General features: G+C 54.2%; 20 protein-coding genes and 1 pseudogene. 17 read left to right on the top strand and 4 right to left on the bottom strand.

Annotation, left to right across the window (positions count from 1 at the left end; all coding sequences use genetic code 11):
- Window positions 1–202: 202 nt before the first annotated feature.
- Window positions 203–633, bottom strand: a pseudogene (gene tnpA, locus AC52W5_RS09890) (IS200/IS605 family transposase).
- A gap of 823 nt (window positions 634–1,456) precedes the next feature.
- Between tnpA and flhD the strand changes: the two are divergent.
- The 12 genes from flhD to motD all read left to right on the top strand — a co-directional run bounded on the left by flhD (window position 1,457) and on the right by motD (window position 13,376).
- A complete protein-coding gene (gene flhD / locus AC52W5_RS09885) occupies window positions 1,457–1,774 on the top strand; it encodes a flagellar transcriptional regulator FlhD (RefSeq protein ID WP_074976116.1) in 318 nt (105 codons plus the stop codon).
- 79 nt (window positions 1,775–1,853) lie between these two features.
- Window positions 1,854–2,402 (top strand): flagellar transcriptional regulator FlhC, encoded by a 549-nt coding sequence (gene flhC, locus AC52W5_RS09880; RefSeq protein ID WP_495670875.1) that lies wholly within the window; start codon window positions 1,854–1,856, stop codon window positions 2,400–2,402.
- A gap of 360 nt (window positions 2,403–2,762) precedes the next feature.
- Window positions 2,763–3,623 (top strand): flagellar motor stator protein MotA, encoded by an 861-nt coding sequence (gene motA, locus AC52W5_RS09875; RefSeq protein ID WP_495670874.1) that lies wholly within the window; start codon window positions 2,763–2,765, stop codon window positions 3,621–3,623.
- Between the two features lie 21 nt (window positions 3,624–3,644).
- On the top strand, window positions 3,645–4,574 hold the full coding sequence (gene motB / locus AC52W5_RS09870; protein ID WP_495670873.1) for a flagellar motor protein MotB: 930 nt from the start codon (window positions 3,645–3,647) through the stop codon (window positions 4,572–4,574).
- 279 nt (window positions 4,575–4,853) lie between these two features.
- Window positions 4,854–6,032, top strand: coding sequence for a flagellar biosynthesis protein FlhB (gene flhB / locus AC52W5_RS09865; protein ID WP_495670872.1), 1,179 nt, complete (start codon window positions 4,854–4,856; stop codon window positions 6,030–6,032).
- Window positions 6,033–6,034: 2 nt separating this feature from the next.
- Window positions 6,035–8,113, top strand: a complete 2,079-nt coding sequence (flhA, locus tag AC52W5_RS09860) for a flagellar biosynthesis protein FlhA (RefSeq protein WP_495670871.1) — start codon at window positions 6,035–6,037, stop codon at window positions 8,111–8,113.
- Window positions 8,110–9,786 (top strand): flagellar biosynthesis GTPase FlhF, encoded by a 1,677-nt coding sequence (flhF, locus tag AC52W5_RS09855; RefSeq protein ID WP_495670870.1) that lies wholly within the window; start codon window positions 8,110–8,112, stop codon window positions 9,784–9,786. The genes flhA and flhF overlap by 4 nt, the downstream gene beginning before the upstream one ends.
- Window positions 9,779–10,672: a MinD/ParA family ATP-binding protein gene (locus tag AC52W5_RS09850; protein ID WP_495670869.1), complete on the top strand. Its 894-nt coding sequence runs from the start codon at window positions 9,779–9,781 to the stop codon at window positions 10,670–10,672. Before flhF ends, AC52W5_RS09850 begins: the two co-directional genes overlap by 8 nt.
- A gap of 11 nt (window positions 10,673–10,683) precedes the next feature.
- Window positions 10,684–11,412 carry an RNA polymerase sigma factor FliA gene (locus tag AC52W5_RS09845; protein WP_133669216.1) on the top strand — a complete coding sequence of 243 codons (729 nt, stop codon included), beginning with the start codon at window positions 10,684–10,686 and terminating at the stop codon, window positions 11,410–11,412.
- On the top strand, window positions 11,394–12,134 hold the full coding sequence (locus AC52W5_RS09840; protein WP_011380654.1) for a flagellar motor protein: 741 nt from the start codon (window positions 11,394–11,396) through the stop codon (window positions 12,132–12,134). The genes AC52W5_RS09845 and AC52W5_RS09840 overlap by 19 nt, the downstream gene beginning before the upstream one ends.
- Window positions 12,135–12,199: 65 nt before the next feature.
- Window positions 12,200–12,427, top strand: coding sequence for a hypothetical protein (locus AC52W5_RS09835; RefSeq protein ID WP_495670868.1), 228 nt, complete (start codon window positions 12,200–12,202; stop codon window positions 12,425–12,427).
- A gap of 73 nt (window positions 12,428–12,500) precedes the next feature.
- Window positions 12,501–13,376 (top strand): flagellar motor protein MotD, encoded by an 876-nt coding sequence (gene motD, locus AC52W5_RS09830; protein ID WP_495670867.1) that lies wholly within the window; start codon window positions 12,501–12,503, stop codon window positions 13,374–13,376.
- Between the two features lie 424 nt (window positions 13,377–13,800).
- On the opposite strand, the gene AC52W5_RS09825 is transcribed toward motD, so the two are convergent.
- From AC52W5_RS09825 to flgA, 3 genes are all read right to left on the bottom strand, one after another.
- The gene (locus AC52W5_RS09825; RefSeq protein ID WP_495670866.1) at window positions 13,801–14,277 is read right to left on the bottom strand and encodes a flagella synthesis protein FlgN; all 477 of its coding nucleotides are present in this window, start codon (window positions 14,275–14,277) and stop codon (window positions 13,801–13,803) included.
- 1 nt (window position 14,278) lies between these two features.
- Window positions 14,279–14,623: a flagellar biosynthesis anti-sigma factor FlgM gene (gene flgM / locus AC52W5_RS09820; protein ID WP_495670865.1), complete on the bottom strand. Its 345-nt coding sequence runs from the start codon at window positions 14,621–14,623 to the stop codon at window positions 14,279–14,281.
- Between the two features lie 191 nt (window positions 14,624–14,814).
- Window positions 14,815–15,561 (bottom strand): flagellar basal body P-ring formation chaperone FlgA, encoded by a 747-nt coding sequence (gene flgA, locus AC52W5_RS09815; RefSeq protein WP_495670864.1) that lies wholly within the window; start codon window positions 15,559–15,561, stop codon window positions 14,815–14,817.
- A gap of 372 nt (window positions 15,562–15,933) precedes the next feature.
- Between flgA and flgB the strand changes: the two genes are divergently transcribed.
- The 5 genes from flgB (at window position 15,934) to AC52W5_RS09790 (ending at window position 19,568) form a co-directional block, all read left to right on the top strand.
- The gene (gene flgB, locus AC52W5_RS09810) at window positions 15,934–16,338 is read left to right on the top strand and encodes a flagellar basal body rod protein FlgB (RefSeq protein WP_107762466.1); all 405 of its coding nucleotides are present in this window, start codon (window positions 15,934–15,936) and stop codon (window positions 16,336–16,338) included.
- Window positions 16,339–16,352: 14 nt separating this feature from the next.
- Window positions 16,353–16,772 (top strand): flagellar basal body rod protein FlgC, encoded by a 420-nt coding sequence (flgC, locus tag AC52W5_RS09805; RefSeq protein ID WP_074707279.1) that lies wholly within the window; start codon window positions 16,353–16,355, stop codon window positions 16,770–16,772.
- 9 nt (window positions 16,773–16,781) lie between these two features.
- On the top strand, window positions 16,782–17,450 hold the full coding sequence (gene flgD, locus AC52W5_RS09800) for a flagellar hook assembly protein FlgD (protein ID WP_495670863.1): 669 nt from the start codon (window positions 16,782–16,784) through the stop codon (window positions 17,448–17,450).
- Between the two features lie 114 nt (window positions 17,451–17,564).
- Complete coding sequence (gene flgE, locus AC52W5_RS09795; RefSeq protein WP_495670862.1) at window positions 17,565–18,785, top strand: flagellar hook protein FlgE; 1,221 nt, start codon at window positions 17,565–17,567, stop codon at window positions 18,783–18,785.
- A 30-nt stretch (window positions 18,786–18,815) separates the two neighbouring features.
- A complete protein-coding gene (locus tag AC52W5_RS09790) occupies window positions 18,816–19,568 on the top strand; it encodes a flagellar basal body rod protein FlgF (RefSeq protein WP_133669223.1) in 753 nt (250 codons plus the stop codon).
- Window positions 19,569–19,618: the final 50 nt, after the last annotated feature.

Here is a 19,618-nt window from a genome sequence, read left to right as displayed (position 1 = left end):
CATTAATTGACGGAAAGGAGGTGTGGAACGATAAAATCACTTTACTGAACAGTTGAATCTGATCTGACAACTGCACCAGTCAAATCGGGAACTGTCTGATGGGATCGCGACTACTACACATAACTCAACAACCACCAGCTAAAGCTGGTGGGTTAGTGTTACGGACTGAAAGTCCGGATACGCGTCGACTAAACGACGCGTCCTAATCGGGTTCCATTTTGAAATCATCGTCAGCCCTCGGCTCGAAATGATGCTCCAAATACTGCTTGATCATCTCCTCTGTCATTTGCCCCACTGTGGCACAAAAGTATCCTCTTGCCCAAAAATGTTTTCCCCAATACTTCTTCTTCAGATGCGGAAACTCCTCAAACAGCTTGCTCGACGTGCGTCCCTTGATTCGCCTCATAATCTCGCTTGGCGCCATGCTCGTGGACAACTGGTCAGAATATGCACATGATCCTTGCTCACCACCCCTTTCACTATCCTGATCTCAAAGGCTTCGCACGTCTCTCGCACCAATTCTCGAACTCGCTCCGCTACCTCTCCCTGCAAAACCTTGTACCGGTACTTCGTTACCCATACAAAATGGTATTCAATTTGAAAAACTGTATGACTCCCGTATCTATAATCCATCCCGCACCTCCCTTCGTGCAGCTTATTATTCTCGCAGCTAAAGCTGACCGGCTAAAGCCGGTGGTTTAAACCTTGGGATGGAAAATTAAAGACCTGTCTGTTTTGGAGATTCAGAATCGCCAAATTTGTCGGCACAGGCTTCATCGATCGCTCGTGCAGCAAGATCACTGCCAATACCCTTCATATGCTGGAGAATGCAGTCATTATAGTTAGTAGCTTCTGGTGCACGATGGTTATTAGATTCCGTCTGGCGACTACAAGAAGCAACTTGAGTAAGTAATAACAAGAGGACTATGGGAGTCAGCGATCTCATTAATTTATCCTTTGTTGCTCCGATTTTATCGTCTGGCGAACAGAGTTTAGATTAAACACTCCTTCATTCAACCCTATTATAGTTGTGGATATGGTTGCAGGTATGATTGTTGAATCAATTTCAAGTGTTTGATAAAACTTAGTTCCGCAAACGATAAGGGAGTTTCAGTCTGCAAGCGCAGGAGATTGCCAGGCGATCGTGATGAAATAGACGGCTTTTCGATCAGAATTTTTTTGCAGGATTATTAAAAATTTGGTTTTGACGCTAAAGTTTCACAAAAAGTTGACGTTGATCAACCAAAGCTGGCGTAACCTGCTATCGGTATCGCATCCCAGGCATCGTTTGAGCAGGTTATACAGTTCCGCTGGCATCTCCCGAACTGGTGTCTGCTGTAGGAAAATTTCCTACACCGAAATGCTGTCATTTTCTACACCCAAATCGGACAACCTCCAGTTTTTTCCCTCCTTCCAAACCTCCACAATGCAGCCATTCACTGTGATGGAGGTAAAAATGAAAGCCAACGAACTGACAGCGGAAATCAAGGACTTTAATCTGACTTATCTCATGCTAGCCCAGCAGATGGTAATTGCCGACAAGGATATGGCGATTTTCAGGCTGGGGATAAGCAAGGACATCGCCGATATCCTGGAAGTTCTGACTCCAGGACAAATACTCAAGCTGGCAAATTCCAACATGATGTTGTGCCGGATACGTTTCGACGACAACCTGGTCTTCGGCATGCTTGCCAACTACACCAAAGACAAATTGATGGCGCAATCTCATACGGCAATCCTGCTTGCAGGACAGCCGGCTGAAGAAATTTCATAGAGTATTTCCTGAAATATTTGCCGAGAATTTTCCGGGGAAGCGAGCTTCCTGAGCAAGAATAAGGATAGGGGGAACGGTTATGCGCAAGAAAAGCATTGTGTCGGAAGCCAACGAGATAAAGACAGCGATCGAGCTGATTCGCCTGGGCGCGCGTCTTCAGTTACTGGAGTCTGAAACCACCCTGAGCCGCGAGCGGTTGATCAAGCTTTATAAGGAACTGAAAGGCGTTTCTCCACCCAAGGGAATGCTGCCGTTTTCCACCGATTGGTTTCTTACGTGGCAGCCCAATATACATTCCTCCGTATTCGCTGACATTTACCGCTATCTGATTGCTCATGGCGACTGCCGTGGAATCAGCGCCATCATCAAGAGCTATAAGCTTTATCTCGAGCACTGCCAGGTCAGCGAGATGGAGCCGATACTGAGCCTGACGCGGGCCTGGACGCTGGTACGCTTCTTTGAAAGCAAACTGATGCAGACCACTGCATGCAATCAATGCGGCGGGCATTTCGTAGTGCACGCGAACGATCTCCATCACCGCTATGTTTGCGGACTGTGCAATATGCCTTCCCGAGCCGGCAAAACCAACAAGGCGCGGACAGCGATGGTGGTAGAGGCAGCTATATAGCCGTAGCACCTAGCGCTCCCATACCCGCGCAGTCCTTGTTCTGCGCGGAGGACATTGTTCTCCGCCAACGCCCAGCCTCTTTCTCTCCTGAGCCGGAATTCCTTCCGGCTGCCTTTTGCTTTTTTCCACTTACCTTTCCGGAGCAATGAACACTCGTGTCGATGGACTAAAGTCCGGCGGGTTTGACCCGTTATAAAGGACACGATCCAGGATTTTGTCTGCCTTACCGCAATTTTGCCGTAGAAGAACCATGAAGCGGGGCGGCAGCACGGGTTGAGCGCGGCTCCTGGACTACCGGCGTGCTCCTAAAATTACCTATTCCAGCAATGCAATAGTCGATACAGGAAATATCAGAAAAAGATGTTGGCCATTATTGGATCTCTCATCGTGCTGGCGTCGGTGTTCGGCGGTTTTGCTTTGGCTGGTGGACACCTGGCTGCATTGTTTCAACCGGTCGAGCTTCTCATGATCGGGGGTGCGGCAATGGGCGCATTTACCCTGGGCAATACGAAAAAAGCCCTCAAGGCCACCTTCAGGTCACTTCCCAAGGTTGTGCAGAGTCCCCGGTACACCAAAGCCTTGTATATGGACCTGATGGCCCTACTCTATGATCTTCTGGTCAAGGTTCGCAAGGAAGGATTGATGTCGATCGAGCCTGATGTCGACGATCCCAATGAAAGCGCGATTTTTGCCAATTATCCCGATATTCTTGCCGAGCCCGTTGCACTCGAGTTCTTGACCGACTACCTTCGCCTCATGGCGGCAGGCAATCTCAACGCATTCGAGCTGGAAAATCTGATGGATAACGAAATAGAGACTCATCATCAGGAAGGCGAAATCCCCGTGCATTGCATAAGCCGGTTGGCAGACAGCATGCCGGCATTCGGCATTGTTGCGGCGGTAATGGGCGTGATTCATACGATGGCATCCGTGGGTTTGCCACCCTCGGAACTGGGTGTGCTTGTCGCCCAGGCGCTTGTGGGAACTTTCCTTGGTATTCTTCTGGGGTATGGATTTGTCGGTCCCTTTGCCTCGATACTGGAGCAGAGGCTCAATGAATCGACGAAGATGCTGCAGTGCATCCGGGTCACCTTGCTGGCGAGCATCAATGGCTATACTCCTGCACTGGCAGTCGAATTTGGACGAAAGGTGCTCTACTCGACGGAGCGGCCAAGTTTCACTGAACTGGAAAGCCACGTCAGACGGGCAAGAGACAAATAAGAAAGGGGAAAGAGGTCAGCCGTGGCAGGAACGCAGCATCGTATCGTCATAAAGAAAGTAAGGAGGCAAAGCCGGGGGCACGGAGGCCAGTGGAAGATTGCCTATGCAGATTTTGTAACGGCAATGATGGCGTTCTTTCTGCTCATGTGGTTGCTTGGTTCCGCGACGCGGGCTCAATTGCAAGGTATTTCCGAATACTTTCTGAGGCCGCTGGAATCGATGCCGGAAAGAAGTCCAGGGAGCGGCGACCGGACAAGTTTGATCCAGGGGGGTGGAAAAGATGTGATCCGCCGGGACGGACAGGTACAAAAGGTGGATGCTGACAGCACTGAAAAACCGCTCAGCCTCAGGACAGCACAGCTTGAGCTGGAGCGGCGCGATGCACGTCGGCTGGAGGACCTGAAGCGCCGCCTAGAGCGCCTGATCGAATCCAATCCTACCATGCGTGAATTCAGGAAGCAGTTACTGCTGGATATTACGACGGAAGGCCTGCGGATTCAGATCATCGATGACAAGAATCGGCCGATGTTTGCGCTTGCCAGGGCTGAACTGGAGCCGCACACCCGCGAAATTCTGCAAAAACTTGGCAGTGCGTTGAACGAAATGCCCAACAAGCTAAGCCTTTCCGGTCACACCGATTCAACTCCCTACGCGAGTGGCGAGAAAAATTACAGTAATTGGGAGCTGTCTGCCGATCGCGCGAATGCTTCCCGCCGGGAGCTCATTCTCGGCGGAATGAATGAGCAAAAGATCATGCGCGTGGTGGGCTTGAGTTCCGCAGTCCTGTTCGACAGGAATGATCCGACGAATCCCGTCAACCGGCGTATCAGCATCATTGTGATGAGCAACAAGGCTGCCGAGGCAATAAGCAAGGAAGGCGCGGAAACAACGGAAGTCAAAACGAATGGCGCAATCAATCCCGAAACCTTGCGCAGGAGGGGCGGCAGATAAACTGTTGTCACCATTCCGGAAATCCGGCAATAGTTCCCTCTGAGGCAAAACACTCCACTCACTCCACTGATCCTGCCCGAACGCGGGAAATCCCGCTTCGCACCATGTAAAAAACCCCCGAGGTTGATCTTCTCCGCGGTGCTGCGAGAATTATGGGGAAAATTGCGTTCTTTTTCCCCGATAGCTTTCTCCTAAGCTGCTCAATAATGCCTCATGTCATCCACGTGCGGTAATTCCACGTGGAGTTATCAGTCATTAGGGTTATGACAGGAATCTGCAGTGAGCGAAGAGAGCGATCAGGAACGAACGGAACCGGCGTCTCCCAGACGCCTGGAAAAGTCTCGTGAAGAGGGGCAGGCGCCGCGCTCCACGGAACTGTCGACATTTGCCCTCCTTATTACAGCTGGGACTGGCCTTTGGCTCATGGGCGGACACTTCAGCAGCCAGCTTGCCCGATTGATGAAGGAGGGAATGCATATCCCGCGTGAAATCGGATTTGAATCGGCGCGCCTGGTCGAGCGCCTGTTCGACCAATCCTTCCATGTGCTGATTACCTTCGCTCCCTTCCTGATACTGATGATCCTGGTTGCACTGGCGGCGCCCATGCTGCTTTCCGGATGGCTTTTCAGCTGGAAGTCACTCAATCCCGATTTCAAGCGGATAAATCCACTCAGCGGCTTAAGCCGGATGTTTTCACTGCACAGCCTGATCGAATTGGCGAAAGCTCTCCTCAAAGCCGCGCTGATCGGGGGCGCAGGGGTATGGACGATCTGGCATTACAAGGAATCCGTGTTGTCGCTCATCGCCCGGCCACTCGTCCCGGGTTTAACTCATATGGGCGAACTGGTTGCCCTGAGTTTTTTTACCATCGCAGGCACCATGATACTGATTGCCACGGTGGATGTGCCGTTCAGGTTGTGGGATCACTACCGCAAGCTCAGGATGACCAAGGAAGAAGTTCGTCAGGAAAACAAGGAAACGGAGGGTAATCCGCAAATCAAGGGGCGTATCCGTGCACAGCAGCGCGAAATGGCAAGAAAGCGCATGATGACCGAAATTCCCAGGGCGGATGTGATTATCACAAACCCTACCCATTACTCCGTCGCGCTCAAATACGAAGATGGCAAGATGCGCGCCCCCCGCGTCGTCGCGAAGGGTGTCCATCTGTTGGCCCTGAAAATCCGCGAGGTAGGACATCAACACAAAGTACCGGTGCTGGAAGCGCCACCGCTGGCCCGTGCTCTCTATCAACATGCTGAGCTGGGAGATGAAATTCCCCAGGCACTCTATAACGTTGTCGCCGAGGTGCTCGCCTACGTCTATCAATTGCGCCGTCATCAGCAATATGGCCAGGCTGGCGGCAAGGCGCCAATCCTGCCCGAACTTGCCGTGCCGGCTGAGCTGGATCCGGAAAACAAAGCGTTCAAGAAAGCGGGAAGAACTGGAAAACCTGAATAACGATGGCTGCGATGACAAAACTGACTTACCTGTTTAGCGGTGCGAGGGCGCGCAGCCTTGCAGGCCCGCTGCTGATATTCATGATCCTCGGCATGATGGTGCTGCCACTGCCTGCATTTTTACTGGACATGATGTTTACCTTCAACATCGCGCTTTCCATCATGGTGTTGCTGGTCAGCATCCATACGCACAAACCCCTGGATTTTGCCGTGTTTCCCACGGTACTGCTCCTTTCAACGCTGCTGCGATTGTCGCTCAACGTAGCGTCTACCCGCGTGGTGCTGATGGAAGGCCATACCGGGCCGGATGCGGCAGGAAAGGTCATCGAGGCATTCGGTCATTACCTCGTCGGCGGAAATTATACAGTCGGCATAGTAGTGTTCGTTATTCTGGTGGTGATCAACTTTGTCGTCATTACCAAGGGTGCAGGCCGCATTGCGGAAGTTTCCGCGCGCTTTACGCTGGATGCCATGCCGGGTAAGCAGATGGCAATCGATGCGGACCTCAACGCAGGCCTCATCGGTGAGGAGGAGGCCGGCAGGCGGCGCGTCTCCATTGCGCAGGAGGCGGAGTTTTACGGTTCCATGGATGGCGCGAGCAAGTTCGTAAGGGGAGATGCGATAGCGGGAATTCTCATCCTCTTTATTAATGTAATTGGCGGATTGATAGTCGGCGTTCTGCAGCATGACCTCGATCTTGCGACCGCCGCCAGAAATTACACCCTGCTTGCTATCGGTGACGGACTGGTGGCACAGATTCCCGCGCTTATTATCTCTACCGCTGCCGGCCTGGTCGTGAGCCGCGTCGGCACCGATGAGGATATCAGCACTCAGCTGGCAGGCCAGCTTTTCTCAAATCCCCAGGTATTGGCTTTGACTGCCGCTATCATCGGCCTCATGGGCCTGATACCCGGCATGCCTCACATTGCCTTTCTGCTGCTGGCTGCATTGTGCGGTGGCGGTGCCTATCTGATGGAACAGCGCGGCAAGCGGCTTGCATCGCAGGCGCCGACAGCGCCCGTTATCCAGGCGGAGGCTCAGGATGCGAGCTGGGATGATGTCATGCCCGTGGACATACTGGGGCTGGAGGTGGGTTACCGGCTGATTTCGCTCGTGGACAAGGCCCAGGACGGGGAGCTTCTCGGGCGGATCAAAGGCGTGCGCAAGAAATTCGCCCAGGAGGTCGGGTACCTTCCGCCAACTGTTCATATCCGTGACAATCTGGAACTGCGCCCTAACGGTTACCGGATAACGCTCAAGGGAGTCGCTATTGGAACCGGTGAAGTCAATGTGGGGCAGTATCTCGCCATCAATCCAGGCCTCGTATCCGGCAACGTGCCTGGTCTTCCCACCACCGACCCTGCCTTTGGGCTGCCCGCTGTCTGGATAGAAGCAGGCCAGCGAGAGCGCGCCCAGTCGCTCGGGTATACGGTGGTCGATGCAGGCACTGTCGTTGCCACCCATCTCAATCATCTGGTGCACAGCCACGCTGCCGAATTGCTCGGTCGTGCCGAAGTGCAGCAGCTGGTGGATCGACTCTCAAAGGATTCTCCCAGGCTGGTGGAAGATATGATTCCGAAACTGCTTCCGCTCTCCACCTTGCAGAAGGTGCTGCAGAATCTGCTGGAAGAGAATGTGCATATACGCGACATGCGAAGCATCGTCGAAGCCTTGGCCGAGCACGCTTCAAAAGTTCAGGATGCGCATGAGCTGACGGCGCTGGTGCGCATTGCGTTGGGACGGTCAATCGTCCAGCAGATATGGCCACAAGCCAGCGAGTTGCAGGTGATGGCGCTTGATTCCGGACTGGAAAGGTTGCTGACGCAAGCTTTGCAGGCCAGCCCGACCGGGGCAGGAATCGAGCCGGGACTCGCCGATACCCTCATTCGGGAGGCAGCTGGAGCCAGTCAGCGGCAGGAGCAGGTGGGACTGGTTCCCGTGTTGCTGGTGCCGGCGCCGCTTCGAACCTTGCTGGCGCGTTTTCTGCGACGTGCCGTACCTCAACTGAAAATACTGTCGCACGCGGAAGTACCCGATTCAAGCAATATTAAAGTCACTTCGATCCTTGGAGCCAGAGCATGACTATCAAACGATTTTTTGCCAAAACAACCAGTGAAGCATTGCGCATGGTACGCGATGAGCTCGGATCCGACGGGGTGATTCTGTCGAACCGGGCGGTAGACAATGGTGTCGAGATATTGGCCTTGAGCAATAGCGATATGTCTTCGTTGCTCCCGCCGCCGGAATGCCAGAAAGAAGATGGGCAGCAGCAAAGGCGGCGTGAGGAGAGCAGGAATGGACTTTATGCGCTTTCACCCGAAGTATCGACACCCCCGCCTGACGTCTCCAGGAGCGAGCCTGAAAATCCTGCTGTACATCCTGCTGCGATTGCAGAGCAGGCAAGAATTGAAAGAAACGTTGAAGATTCACCTCAGGCTGATTCGCCTCCTTCGCCGCGAAAGAAGACGCAAGAGACAGGCCACGCTGCCAGGACGAGCAAAAAAACCATCCCACAAGTTTCCAGCAAACGTCCTCGCGCAACTACGGGACGCGTGCACTCCACGAAGAGTGGAGAAGAGTTGACGAAGAAAAGCAGCAGAGGAACACCCCTCCCTGAACCGAGCGGCATGGGGGAAACGAGCGGGTCAGATTTCCGGAGCTGGCGTAAACGTTCGGAGAATACACGCCGCAGGGCAGACGGGATGAATCCCGGCAGGCAGCGGCGGCTTGCGCTGGATTCTCTTCAAGTCGCGGACAAGGTTGCGGCCAGTGTTCTCAAGGAAGTCCGTTTCATGCATTCGACACTGGAACAGCAACTTGCCTTGCTAAGCCGGAACGAGCAGGAGAGGCGCGATCCGGTGCGTGGGCAATTATTCCGCCAGCTGCTGGCAGCAGGACTCCATGATACTTCCGTACAGGCGCTGCTGGATCAATTACCAGGAGATTTGGACGCAAGCGCAGCCATGAACTGGGTAAGAACGGCACTGACAGGCAGCCTCCAGACTATCGGGAATGAGAACGAAATTCTGGAGAAGGGGGGTGTTTACGCACTGGTAGGGCCGACCGGTGTGGGTAAGACGACGACCACTGCAAAGCTCGCAGCGCGGTGTGTTGTCCGTCATGGAGCAAGCAAGGTCGCTTTGCTGACGACCGACAGTTACCGCATAGGCGGGCACGAGCAGTTACGGATTTATGGCAAGATTCTCGGGGTCACGGTGCATGCAGTGAGGGATACGCAGGACTTGACGCTCGCGTTGAATGAATTGCGTGGCAAGCATATGGTGCTGATCGACACGGTTGGCGTGGGGCAGCGCGACCAGATGGTGGCCGAACAGGTTGCCATGCTGAGCGGTTGCGGCAGTGAAATCAAGCGTCTGTTGCTGCTCAACGCCGCCTCGAGCTGGCATACACTGGATGAAGTTGCGCAGGCCTACTGGGGCGATGGTCTGGCGGGTGCCATCATCAGCAAGCTGGATGAAGCAGTGGTAACGGGCTGTGCGCTCGATATAGCTATGCGCCACAGCCTGCCTCTCTACTACGTCGCTCACGGCCAGCGGGTCCCCGAGGATATCGAACTCGCGGATGCCCAGTCTCTGGTAAACCGCATGTTCGACGATCTCTCGCAGTTCGCTCACTTTCCTCAGTTTCAGAATGCCACGTCTTTTACCCCTATCGATCATTCATGCGCGATAGCCGGGGCAGGTCGCGAGGATGGCGGAATCGGGCCGGATATGAGCGAGGTGTACCTTGGCTGAGCCGATTCATGACCAGGCAGAGGGCTTGCGCCGATTGCTGGTTCAGAATTTCCTGCGCATTGTCACACTCACATCCGGCGGAACGGGTGCGGGAAAGACCACAGCCGTGATCAATCTCGCAGCGGCTCTGACGCGCAATGGAAAAAGCGTGCTGGTAATCGACGAGAACACGGGCGCAGGCAATGTATGCGGACTGTTGGGGTTGAACGCGCACCGCGACCTGCTGGATGCCATTCGGCGCGACAAAACCGTGCAGGAAGTGCTTGTCAGCAGTGTCCACGGATTTTCGATCCTGCCCGCGGGGCGGGGCATGCGAGCCCTTGAAAAACTCAATGCCGGCGACCGCGCTCATCTGATCGGATCTTTCGCGCATATAACGCCGCCATTCGACGTGGTCCTGATTGATGCTGCGCCGGGCAGGGCCAGCCGCTCGCTTTCACTTGCTCTTTCAAGTCATGAAATCGTTGTGGTTGCTTCGCCCGAAGCCGCTTCCATTACTGCGGCCTATGCACTGATCAAGCACATCGACGGAAACTGCCAGAATAAGCGGCGCTACCACATTCTAATCAATAAAGCAGTTACAGAAATCGAAGCAAATACCATTTTCAGCAATATGGAGAGCGCCGCCAGTCGTTATCTGGGGATCTCGCTCCAGTTCTTGGGATATATACCGTACGAGCACAAGCTTTGCCCTAGTAACCCGTTGCCCAAATCTCTTTCGGCTACGTCCTTCGGGGCAGCGTTTCAGCATGCGGCGGAATCGTTGATTCACTGGCCATTCGAGGAGGATGAAGGACGAGGTCTCGAACGCTTCATGCAATGTTTGCTGCAAGGCAGTCCCGGCAGTCAGGGTACCAGAATGAATGCCGTTACAGCAGAGTCATAGTGAGGAACAGCATGTACACTTCGGCCGGCACAATCGATAAACAGCAGCAGATCGTGGAGTTTACCCCGCTTGTAAAACGGCTCGCCAATCACATGATGGCGAGATTGCCTGGCAGTGTGGAAGCAGACGACCTGATACAGGTCGGAATGATCGGCCTGATGGAAGCGTTGAACCGGTATGAGGAGATGCCCGGCGCACAATTCGAGACCTATGCGCAGCAGCGCATTCGTGGCGCCATGCTCGACGAACTGCGCCAGCTGGATTGGCTTCCACGAGGGGCCCGAAGGGCCATGCGCCAGATCGAGGGCGCTATCCATGTGCTGCAGCAGCGCTTGGGGCGCTCTCCTTCGGAGCGGCAGATCGCCGAAGAACTCGGTGTGTCGATCGAAAGTTACCAGCAGATGCTGTTTGAAGCAAGAGGGACTCAGCTTATCCATTATGAGGATTTTTCGGACGATGAGGACGACGATTTTCTGGAACGCAACTGTGCCGGCAATACTGCCGATCCGCTGGCAGCACTGCTCGACGGCGATCTGCGCCAGGTTTTGATCAACGCGATAGAGGCTCTGCCTGAACGCGAAAAAACGCTGATGGGGCTGTACTACGAGCAGGAACTGAATTTCAAGGAAATCGGCGCCGTTTTGGGCGTCTCCGAATCAAGAATATGTCAAATTCATAGTCAGGCAGTTGCCCGGCTACGCGTGCGACTCAAGGAATGCGCATGGACTTCAATAGCATAATCGGTATCGGTATTGCACTGGTTGCTGTTTTTGGCGGGCAAGTGCTCGAAGGGGGACACCACGCATCGCTCATTCAGGTTACTTCGCTCGTAGTCGTGCTGGGTGGGACGCTGGGAGCTGTTCTGCTGCAAAGTCCGGTCCGCCAGTTTGTACTTGCCATGAAAATGAGCCGCTGGATATTTGTTCCGCCAGTGCTCAACCCCGAGGCGGTAGTACAGCATATCGCAACCTGGAGCGCTGCTGCGCGCAAGGAGGGTTTGCTGGCACTCGATAATCATGTTGAAGGCATCGACGATCCTTTCGTGAGAAAAGGACTGCAGATGGTGGTGGACGGAACCGAACCCAAGGTGTTGCAGCGCGTGCTGGAAGTGGAGATCGAGACTTTCGAGGATCTCCATCATCAGGGGGCTAAGGTGTGGGAAGCAGCCGGAGGTTATGCGCCGACTATCGGCATCCTTGGAGCGGTGATGGGATTAATCCAGGTAATGGAGAACCTGTCCAATCCTGCTGACCTTGGCGCGGGTATCGCAGTCGCATTCGTCGCAACCATTTATGGCGTTGGCCTGGCAAATCTTGCATTTTTGCCTATTGCAAACAAGCTGAAGACCCTCATTGCCCGCCAGGTATTGCTGCGCGATATGCTGGTCGATGGGCTGGTCGGAATTGCAAAAGGCGAGAATCCAAGGCTTATTGCGGAACGGTTGAAGGGATATGTCGTATAACGAGCACCTTTTTGCTCGAATCATGCAGTTCGGCAAAAGAGGGGCACCCATTCCATTCAGGAGAAATGATGAAAAACAGTGACAAAACAGCTATCACAAACGAAGCCAACGAAGCGGTTACGGCTGGAGACGACAGGCAACGACCGATGAAGGATGGCGTATACGTGGAGAGACGCCAGGGAGAAAGACGCGCAGGCGTAGAGCGGCGCGATCCCAATAGCCGGGGAGCAGGCGAAAGAAGAGCTCCCGATCGGCGCAAAGGAGGACGCAGGGCGAGTGATAAAGAGGTATGAAGAAAAAGACCGGTTATGGATAGAGGAATAAAACGGAAACCCGACTTTTCGGGTAGCCAGACCGGCAATTGACATGGCGCGCAAACGCAAACTGGAAGAGCGTGAAAATCACGATCGGTGGCTCGTATCCTACGCCGACTTTATCACCCTGTTGCTTGCGCTGTTTGCCGTGATGTATGCGGTTTCGCAGTTAAATGAGGGTAAATACCGGCAGGTGGCAGATTCACTTGTGACCGCATTCGGTGCGCAACAGGACCGCAGCAGTACGGCACTCATTAAGCTTGAGCCCGCGCCCTCGTCACCTGTGGGGGAACCTTCGGAAGAGGATCGGGCAATAAAAAAGACGCGTCGTCTGGCCGAGGCGCAGCGCCGGCAGCAGGAAGCAATGGAAGTTATCGCAAGGGATGTCGTGGCCGCCTTCCAACCATTCAACTCGCTCATCGAGAACGGGCAGGTGAGGGTGATTCCGAGCAGTCGGGGGCTGGCTGTGGAAATAAATGCCAAGGTATTATTTGCGCCTGGACAGGCAGTTGTGGAACAAAACTCCGCCCGGATTCTTGAAGCGGTGGCGCAGGTGCTGAAAGATAACGACTATCCCATCCAGGTGGAAGGCCATACGGACAGTATTCCGATCGTCACCGATAAATTTCCCTCCAACTGGGAATTATCAGCAGTGCGGGCCAGCAGCGTGGTTCGATTGCTCATCGGCAGCGGAATAGAAGCGGCACGGCTGACTGCCGTGGGCTATGGCGAGAACCGGCCTGTAGATTCGAACGATACCGAAGATGGCCGCACGCGTAACCGACGCGTTACCGTCATGATCCTCTCCAATCCAGAACACAATCCATTGTCCGATGGCCTTGAGGACGCGTCACAGGAAACCGAGTCCGCGACGGCAGCGGATTCCCAGAGAACCGCTTGCCTTTTTCGGCGAGAGAAACCAGTGTAGTGAAGCGCTAATCAGGCTACAAACCTCCTGAATACTGGGTTTCGTATGTTTCGGTCAGTGTGCAACACTACATGGCATAAGTTTTTCCTGCGGGGGATTCAGCAGCCTCCCCATTCAAGGCTGCCCGTATTTCAAGACCTCGGCGTCCAAGGTCTGCTCCGATCCTATTAATTCGGCGAGCAAACAGTGTACAAACGTCTACCGGCGGAAAGCCGGTATGACGTGATGCTCAAAGCACACCATTGTTGGAGGTAGGCTGGATTCCGGGGCAGGCCCGGAATGACGGGATTCATAGTATTTTCTGGCCGGATCAATAGTAAAGAAATTGCCCATTATCCAGGTAGTCAGTTTTTAACTGGAATAGCCAAACTGAAGTCGTCCACGTAACAGTTATGATAAAGGGGCCGCGTCCTGTTTTACTTCCTTAGATCTCGCCAAGCCGGCGTCCGCCGGAAAAGATCTGCGGCTGACCGTTAGCACCATAAAGGCCATTATCATGGAGACCGCGGGCAGCAGCCTGTAATGCAGAAAGTCTTTGCTGGTTATAACGGAGGCGCTGGTTCACGAGAATACCGTTGATTTCGTTTATCTGGTGGGCGGTCTCAGTCAACTGGAGCAACTCCTCCCAAACCATGGCCGCGGTGGGATGATCTGCCAGCCTGCATTCCATATCGCCCTGATCTTCGAGGGAATCAGGCACTGCAAGCCACTGCTCGCGGGCCTGAGCAAGCTCGGCAAGCTGCTGGGCATGACTTGCTTTTTCCGCTGCGAGTGACAAGAGCACAGACACGTCCGCCTGTTGCAAGGCATGCTGCTCCCTGCGCAGCACGTCGATGAACACTCGTACGGCATCGCGCTCGTTAGCAATGCCGGCAATGGGATCGAAAACAGCGTTATTCAATTTATCCCTGCCTGCTCCGAATCAGCTCACGGACAGTGTCAAGTAATCCGTCAGCCACTTTGTCCGCGTTGACTGTAAAACGACCTTCACTGATGGCCTGCTTGATTTCTGCTACCCGCTCAGCATCAAAAACCTCGCCCTTCGACAAATTTTTCTCGATATTTTGCAGTTGCCCACTCAGTTGAATATTGGTGCTTATGCCATTCGCGCTACTTGTGCCACTTATGCCACTTGCACCCGAGGTGGCAGCATTTGCTGCAGCGCGCTGTCCCGATTTACCGGGAGACGGCTGCCCCTCGTTAACCGGCTTGACAGACTCTGTTTTGATTGAGTTCTCTATTTTCAATTGCTTGTCTCCTCAGTTTGACTGTAGACAGTTTAACGGAGAACCCGGAGAAAACTTGAGATTTATCAGGTCCAGTTACTAATTCTTACACGCAAAACGGCAATCCAGGGAACCGCCGAGCAGAGGTCATCTTTTTGTTTCCTGCATGCGCAACACTCCGGGGTGCTGGATTCATACGCGATTTTCTGCAATCAATAAGTTACTTCAACGATGGCGCCTGCCCGGGCAATGCCACTTACAACCGTGCCCGAAGCACTTCGAACTTTTACCGGCTGGCCCTCTGTTGCATGGGTAAGCGCTTTGCCTTCCGCACTCACACTGAACCCCCGTCCACTGGAGACAAGCTTCACAGTCTGATTCTGTATTACGGCTGTCTGAGCGCGAAGCATATCCTGGCGTAGCGGACTTCCGAAAGGGAGACTGCCTCCCAAGGTTCTGCCAATTGCCTGATTCCAGTCGGTCACGATACCTGGTGGAAGCTGGGTGAGATCACCTTTCCGGCTGGTCAGGTCCGAAGCCGCAATTACCTGTCCCTGTCTCAGGGGCCTGGTGGTTACCAGATAATCAGCCACGACTTTTACGGTAGCGCGGACGTAAATGGTCCAGGGTCTGGGCGCCATACACTGCACCATGACGGTTGTATTTCCCCAGGGACGGGTGCCGGGCGGCAAGGAGGGTTCAAGCGCCGTGCAAGCCGGCAGTGCCACCCGCGCATCGAGCGGCCCCGGCGTGATTTCCACTTCGCCGGGAAGACCGATCGACTGCATCTGCAGGAAGCTCAAAACCGTCTGTTGAACAGCATGTGGATCCTGCCTTGCAATTGCCGGGGCAGAGGCTGCTGCGGAGACGGATGAAGGGAGAATCAAGGGTAGGAGAATGAGCAGGCTCGGACTACAGGACAATACCCTGGATAGTAGTCGAAGATGGATGGCAGGCATATGGGCTCTCAAAAAATGCTTCCGGTGCGCGACTACAGGATTCTAGTGTGCACGAGTTACGGGGAGCGGTGGAAATGAGAGGTGTTTTTTCCGCTATTCAGGGCATTATCCGGAATAGGTATCCATACGATATCACTGTGCGATTGCCTGCTTCCTTACGAGATTGTTGCTGCAATGGACTGGCAGGCAATTGGAGAGATGGAAAATCCAGAGGCTGCAACGGCTGCGGAATCTGATTTCAAAGTCGAGATAAGGGGATTTAGGGGATTTATCCCCTTTTGATCCGGCTTTTGGACAACTTACATCCCTAATAAGATGCTTTCGTTTATCCATTACCAGCACGAATTGAAATTGATAGAGGGGGAGATTTCCGTGATCGATAAGCTTGACCATGCATTTCGATTTTATCAGGACGCGGCCAATCTGCGGGCACACAGGCAGCAATTGATTGCTTCAAACATTGCGAATGCGGATACGCCCCAGTACAAGGCGCGCGACATCAATTTCAAGGAAGCGATGGAAGGTGCGCTGACCGGAAGGCGCGGCGTCATCCTTGTCACCAGTGCACCGAATCATATTGCTTCTTCAGCAGGGGCGGGCGTGGCGGCGGGGCAGCAATTGCTGTACAGGACCGCCGTACAAGGCAGCGTGGACGGGAACACGGTCGATATGGATGTGGAGCGCAACCAGTTTGCCGATAACGCCATTCACTATGAGGCCAATCTCACATTCATCAGCGACCAGATCAGGCAGATGCGGACTGCCATCCAGGGTTAGGGAGAAAGCGGAATATGTCTCTTTTCAATATCTTTACCGTGGCCGGGTCGGCCATGACAGCCCAGAATCAGCGCCTCAATGTGGTTGCAAGCAACCTGGCAAACGCGGACAGCGCGGCGAGCTCCAATGGACAGCCGTACAAGGCAAAGCAAGTCGTGTTCATGAGTACTTCGCCTACAGGGGATAACGGTATCTCCAACGGTACCCACGGCGTAAGAGTCTCTGGGGTAATCGAGGATCAGTCTCCCATGAAGATGGTATACGAACCCTCGCATCCGATGGCGAATCCGGAAGGGTTTGTCACCATGCCGAATGTAAATGTGGTGGAAGAAATGGTCGATATGATTTCCGCTTCGCGTTCGTATCAGAACAATGTGGACATGATGAATACCGCGAAGACATTACTGCTGAAAACCCTGACGATCGGACAATAGGAAACCCCCATGAGCACTATTCAGAATACACAGTCGGCAAGTAATCCATTTGCCGCTTATGGAACCAGAAGCACTGCCAAACCGGCAGAACAAGACCTGCAGGACCGGTTTCTCAAGCTGCTGGTTACCCAAATGAAAAACCAGGATCCGCTCAATCCTCTCGACAACGCGCAAGTTACCACACAGCTTGCCCAAATCAGCACCGTGAACGGTGTCGAGAGACTTAATGCAACCATTCAAGCCATTGCCGACAACTTTACCGCGGGGCAATCGCTGCAAGCCGCCGGGATGATCGGAAGAGAAGTGCTTGTGCCCGGCTCCACCTTGCAGTTGGCCGGCGGCACGGCGCGGTTCGGCATCGAGCTGACGCAACCCGCAGATGAGGTGAAAGTAAGAATACATGATGCGGCCGGCCGGGAGATTCAAGTCATGAATCTCGGTCCGCGCGCGGCGGGGTCCCTCGAGTTGGTATGGGATGGCAAGACGAGTGATGGCAGCCAGGCGGCAGACGGGAACTACAGCATAAGCGTTGCCGCGCTGCGCGGCGATCAGAAGGTGGAAGTGCAGGCATTGGCAGCGGCAACCGTTCAAGGCGTGTCCCAGGGAAATCAAGGCGTGCAGCTGGATGTCGGCACGTTGGGAATGGTCGGATTGGCCGATATCCGGCAGATTTTTTAGGTTGTTCAAGGGCAGGGAAGGGTCAGGAAGGCGGCTGAAAGCCGTTTCAGCTACAGGACATTTGGCATTTATCACGGTATTCCGTACTAACGAGCAGGCAGGGGAGGCGAAAACATGAGTTTTCAGCAGGGTTTAAGTGGTTTGAATGCGGCATCGAAAAACCTCGATGTCATCGGTAATAATGTGGCCAATACGAATACTGTCGGCTTCAAGCAGTCACAGGCACAGTTTGCGGATATGTTCGCCAATTCGCTGTCGGGCGGGGGCGGCACGCAGGCCGGCATAGGGGTCAAGCTGGCCGGAATTGCTCAGCAGTTCAGCCAGGGAAGTATTACCGTATCCAACAATCCATTCGATATCGCAATCGGCGGTGCGGGTTTCTACCGTTTAAGCGACCAGGGCGCGATCAGCTATTCGCGCAACGGTCAATTTCATCCGGACAAGGATGGTTATATCGTCAACAGCAGTGGCCTTCGTCTTACCGGCTATATGGCCAACTCAGCCGGGCAGATCAATTCTGGCACGCCCACCGATTTAAGGCTTTCCACTGCGAACCTGCCACCTGCCACCACGACGCAGGTAAATGCATTGGTCAATCTCGATTCGCGCGAGATGCCGTTGAGTGCAGCCGCCTTCGATCTGACGGATCCGGCAACTTATCACAGTTCAACCTCGCTTTCGGTCTATGACAGCCTGGGCAATTCGAGTCCATTATCGACATATTTCGTCAAGACGGCAGCCAACAGCTGGGATGTGTTCGCTGCCAACGATGGCACTCTCCTCAATGGTGGTTCGTCGATTGGCACATTGAATTTCTTGTCCAACGGTAATCTCGACCCCTTGAGCTCCAGCAGCTTCAGTGTGACGGCTCCCGCCACTACCGGGGCCAATCCCCTCGCTTTCGATATCGATTTCGCAAGCACGACCCAATTTGGTTCCAGTTTCAGTGTCAATGCGTTATCGCAGGACGGGTATGCGCCCGGCCAGCTCACCGGTTTCTCTATCGACGAGGATGGGGTCGTACGCGGCAGTTATTCCAACGGTAAATTTCTCTCCATGGGCCAGATCGCACTGGCCAATTTTGCCAACCCTCAGGGTTTGCAAGCAGCCGGCGATAATGCCTGGAAAGAAACTTCCGCTTCAGGCGCGGCGCTGGTAGCCGCACCGAATACCGGCAGCCTGGGTGTGCTGCAGGCGGGCGCAGTTGAGGATTCGAACGTAGAGCTTACCTCCGAACTCGTCAATATGATTACGGCGCAACGCGTTTATCAGGCCAATGCCCAGACCATCAAGACTCAGGATCAGATACTTCAGACAGTAGTGAATCTGAAGTAATCCGATTAGCGGGCAATCATTGGAGTAAATATGGATCGCATGATTTATGTTGCCATGACGGGGGCCAAGCACACATTGGGACAGCACGCCGGGGTATCTCACAATCTGGCGAACGCGAACACACCCGGATACCGCGCTGAAATAAATGCCTTGCGCGCTGTGCCGGTGTTCAGCGATACCCTCGCTACAAGGGCATTTGTGGTGGATTCAAGTGTGGGGGCGGATTTCCGTCCGGGCACTGTGCAGAACACCGGACGTGAACTTGACGTAGCAGTACAGGGAGCCGGATGGATCGCGGTGCAACTGGCGGACGGTAGCGAGGCTTACACCCGCAACGGCGATCTTCATGTCAGTGCCAATGGAATATTGCAGACCCGCGACGGGTTGAACGTGCTGGGCGATACCGGGCTGATTTCCATCCAGCCCAATGCGAAAGTTACCATAGGCACCGACGGCACGGTTTCCACGGTGCCGGCCGGGGCAGGGACGAGCGAACCCAATCTGGCTGTTGCCGTGGGCCGAATCAAGCTCGTTGATCCGCCTGAGACACAACTCGTTCGCGGCCCTGATGGACTCTTCCGGCTCAGCGGCGGTGGCGAGGCAGAGGCGAATGGAAACGTTACCTTGAGCAGCGGTGCGCTGGAGGGGAGCAACGTCAATGTCGTGGAGGCGATGGTGGACATGATTTCCCTTTCCCGCCAGTTCGAGACGCATATGAAGCTGTTGCAGAATGCGGAAGGCAATGCCCAACGGGCAAGCCAGCTCCTGTCGATCAGTGGGTGAGGCAGGGAAGAATCCTGCACACTTCCGTATTGATATATCGCCTTGATTAG

This window comes from Nitrosospira sp. CT, from assembly GCF_059489795.1.
Note: the sequence above shows the minus strand (reverse complement) of the source record. Positions and strands in the feature narration are given on the sequence as shown.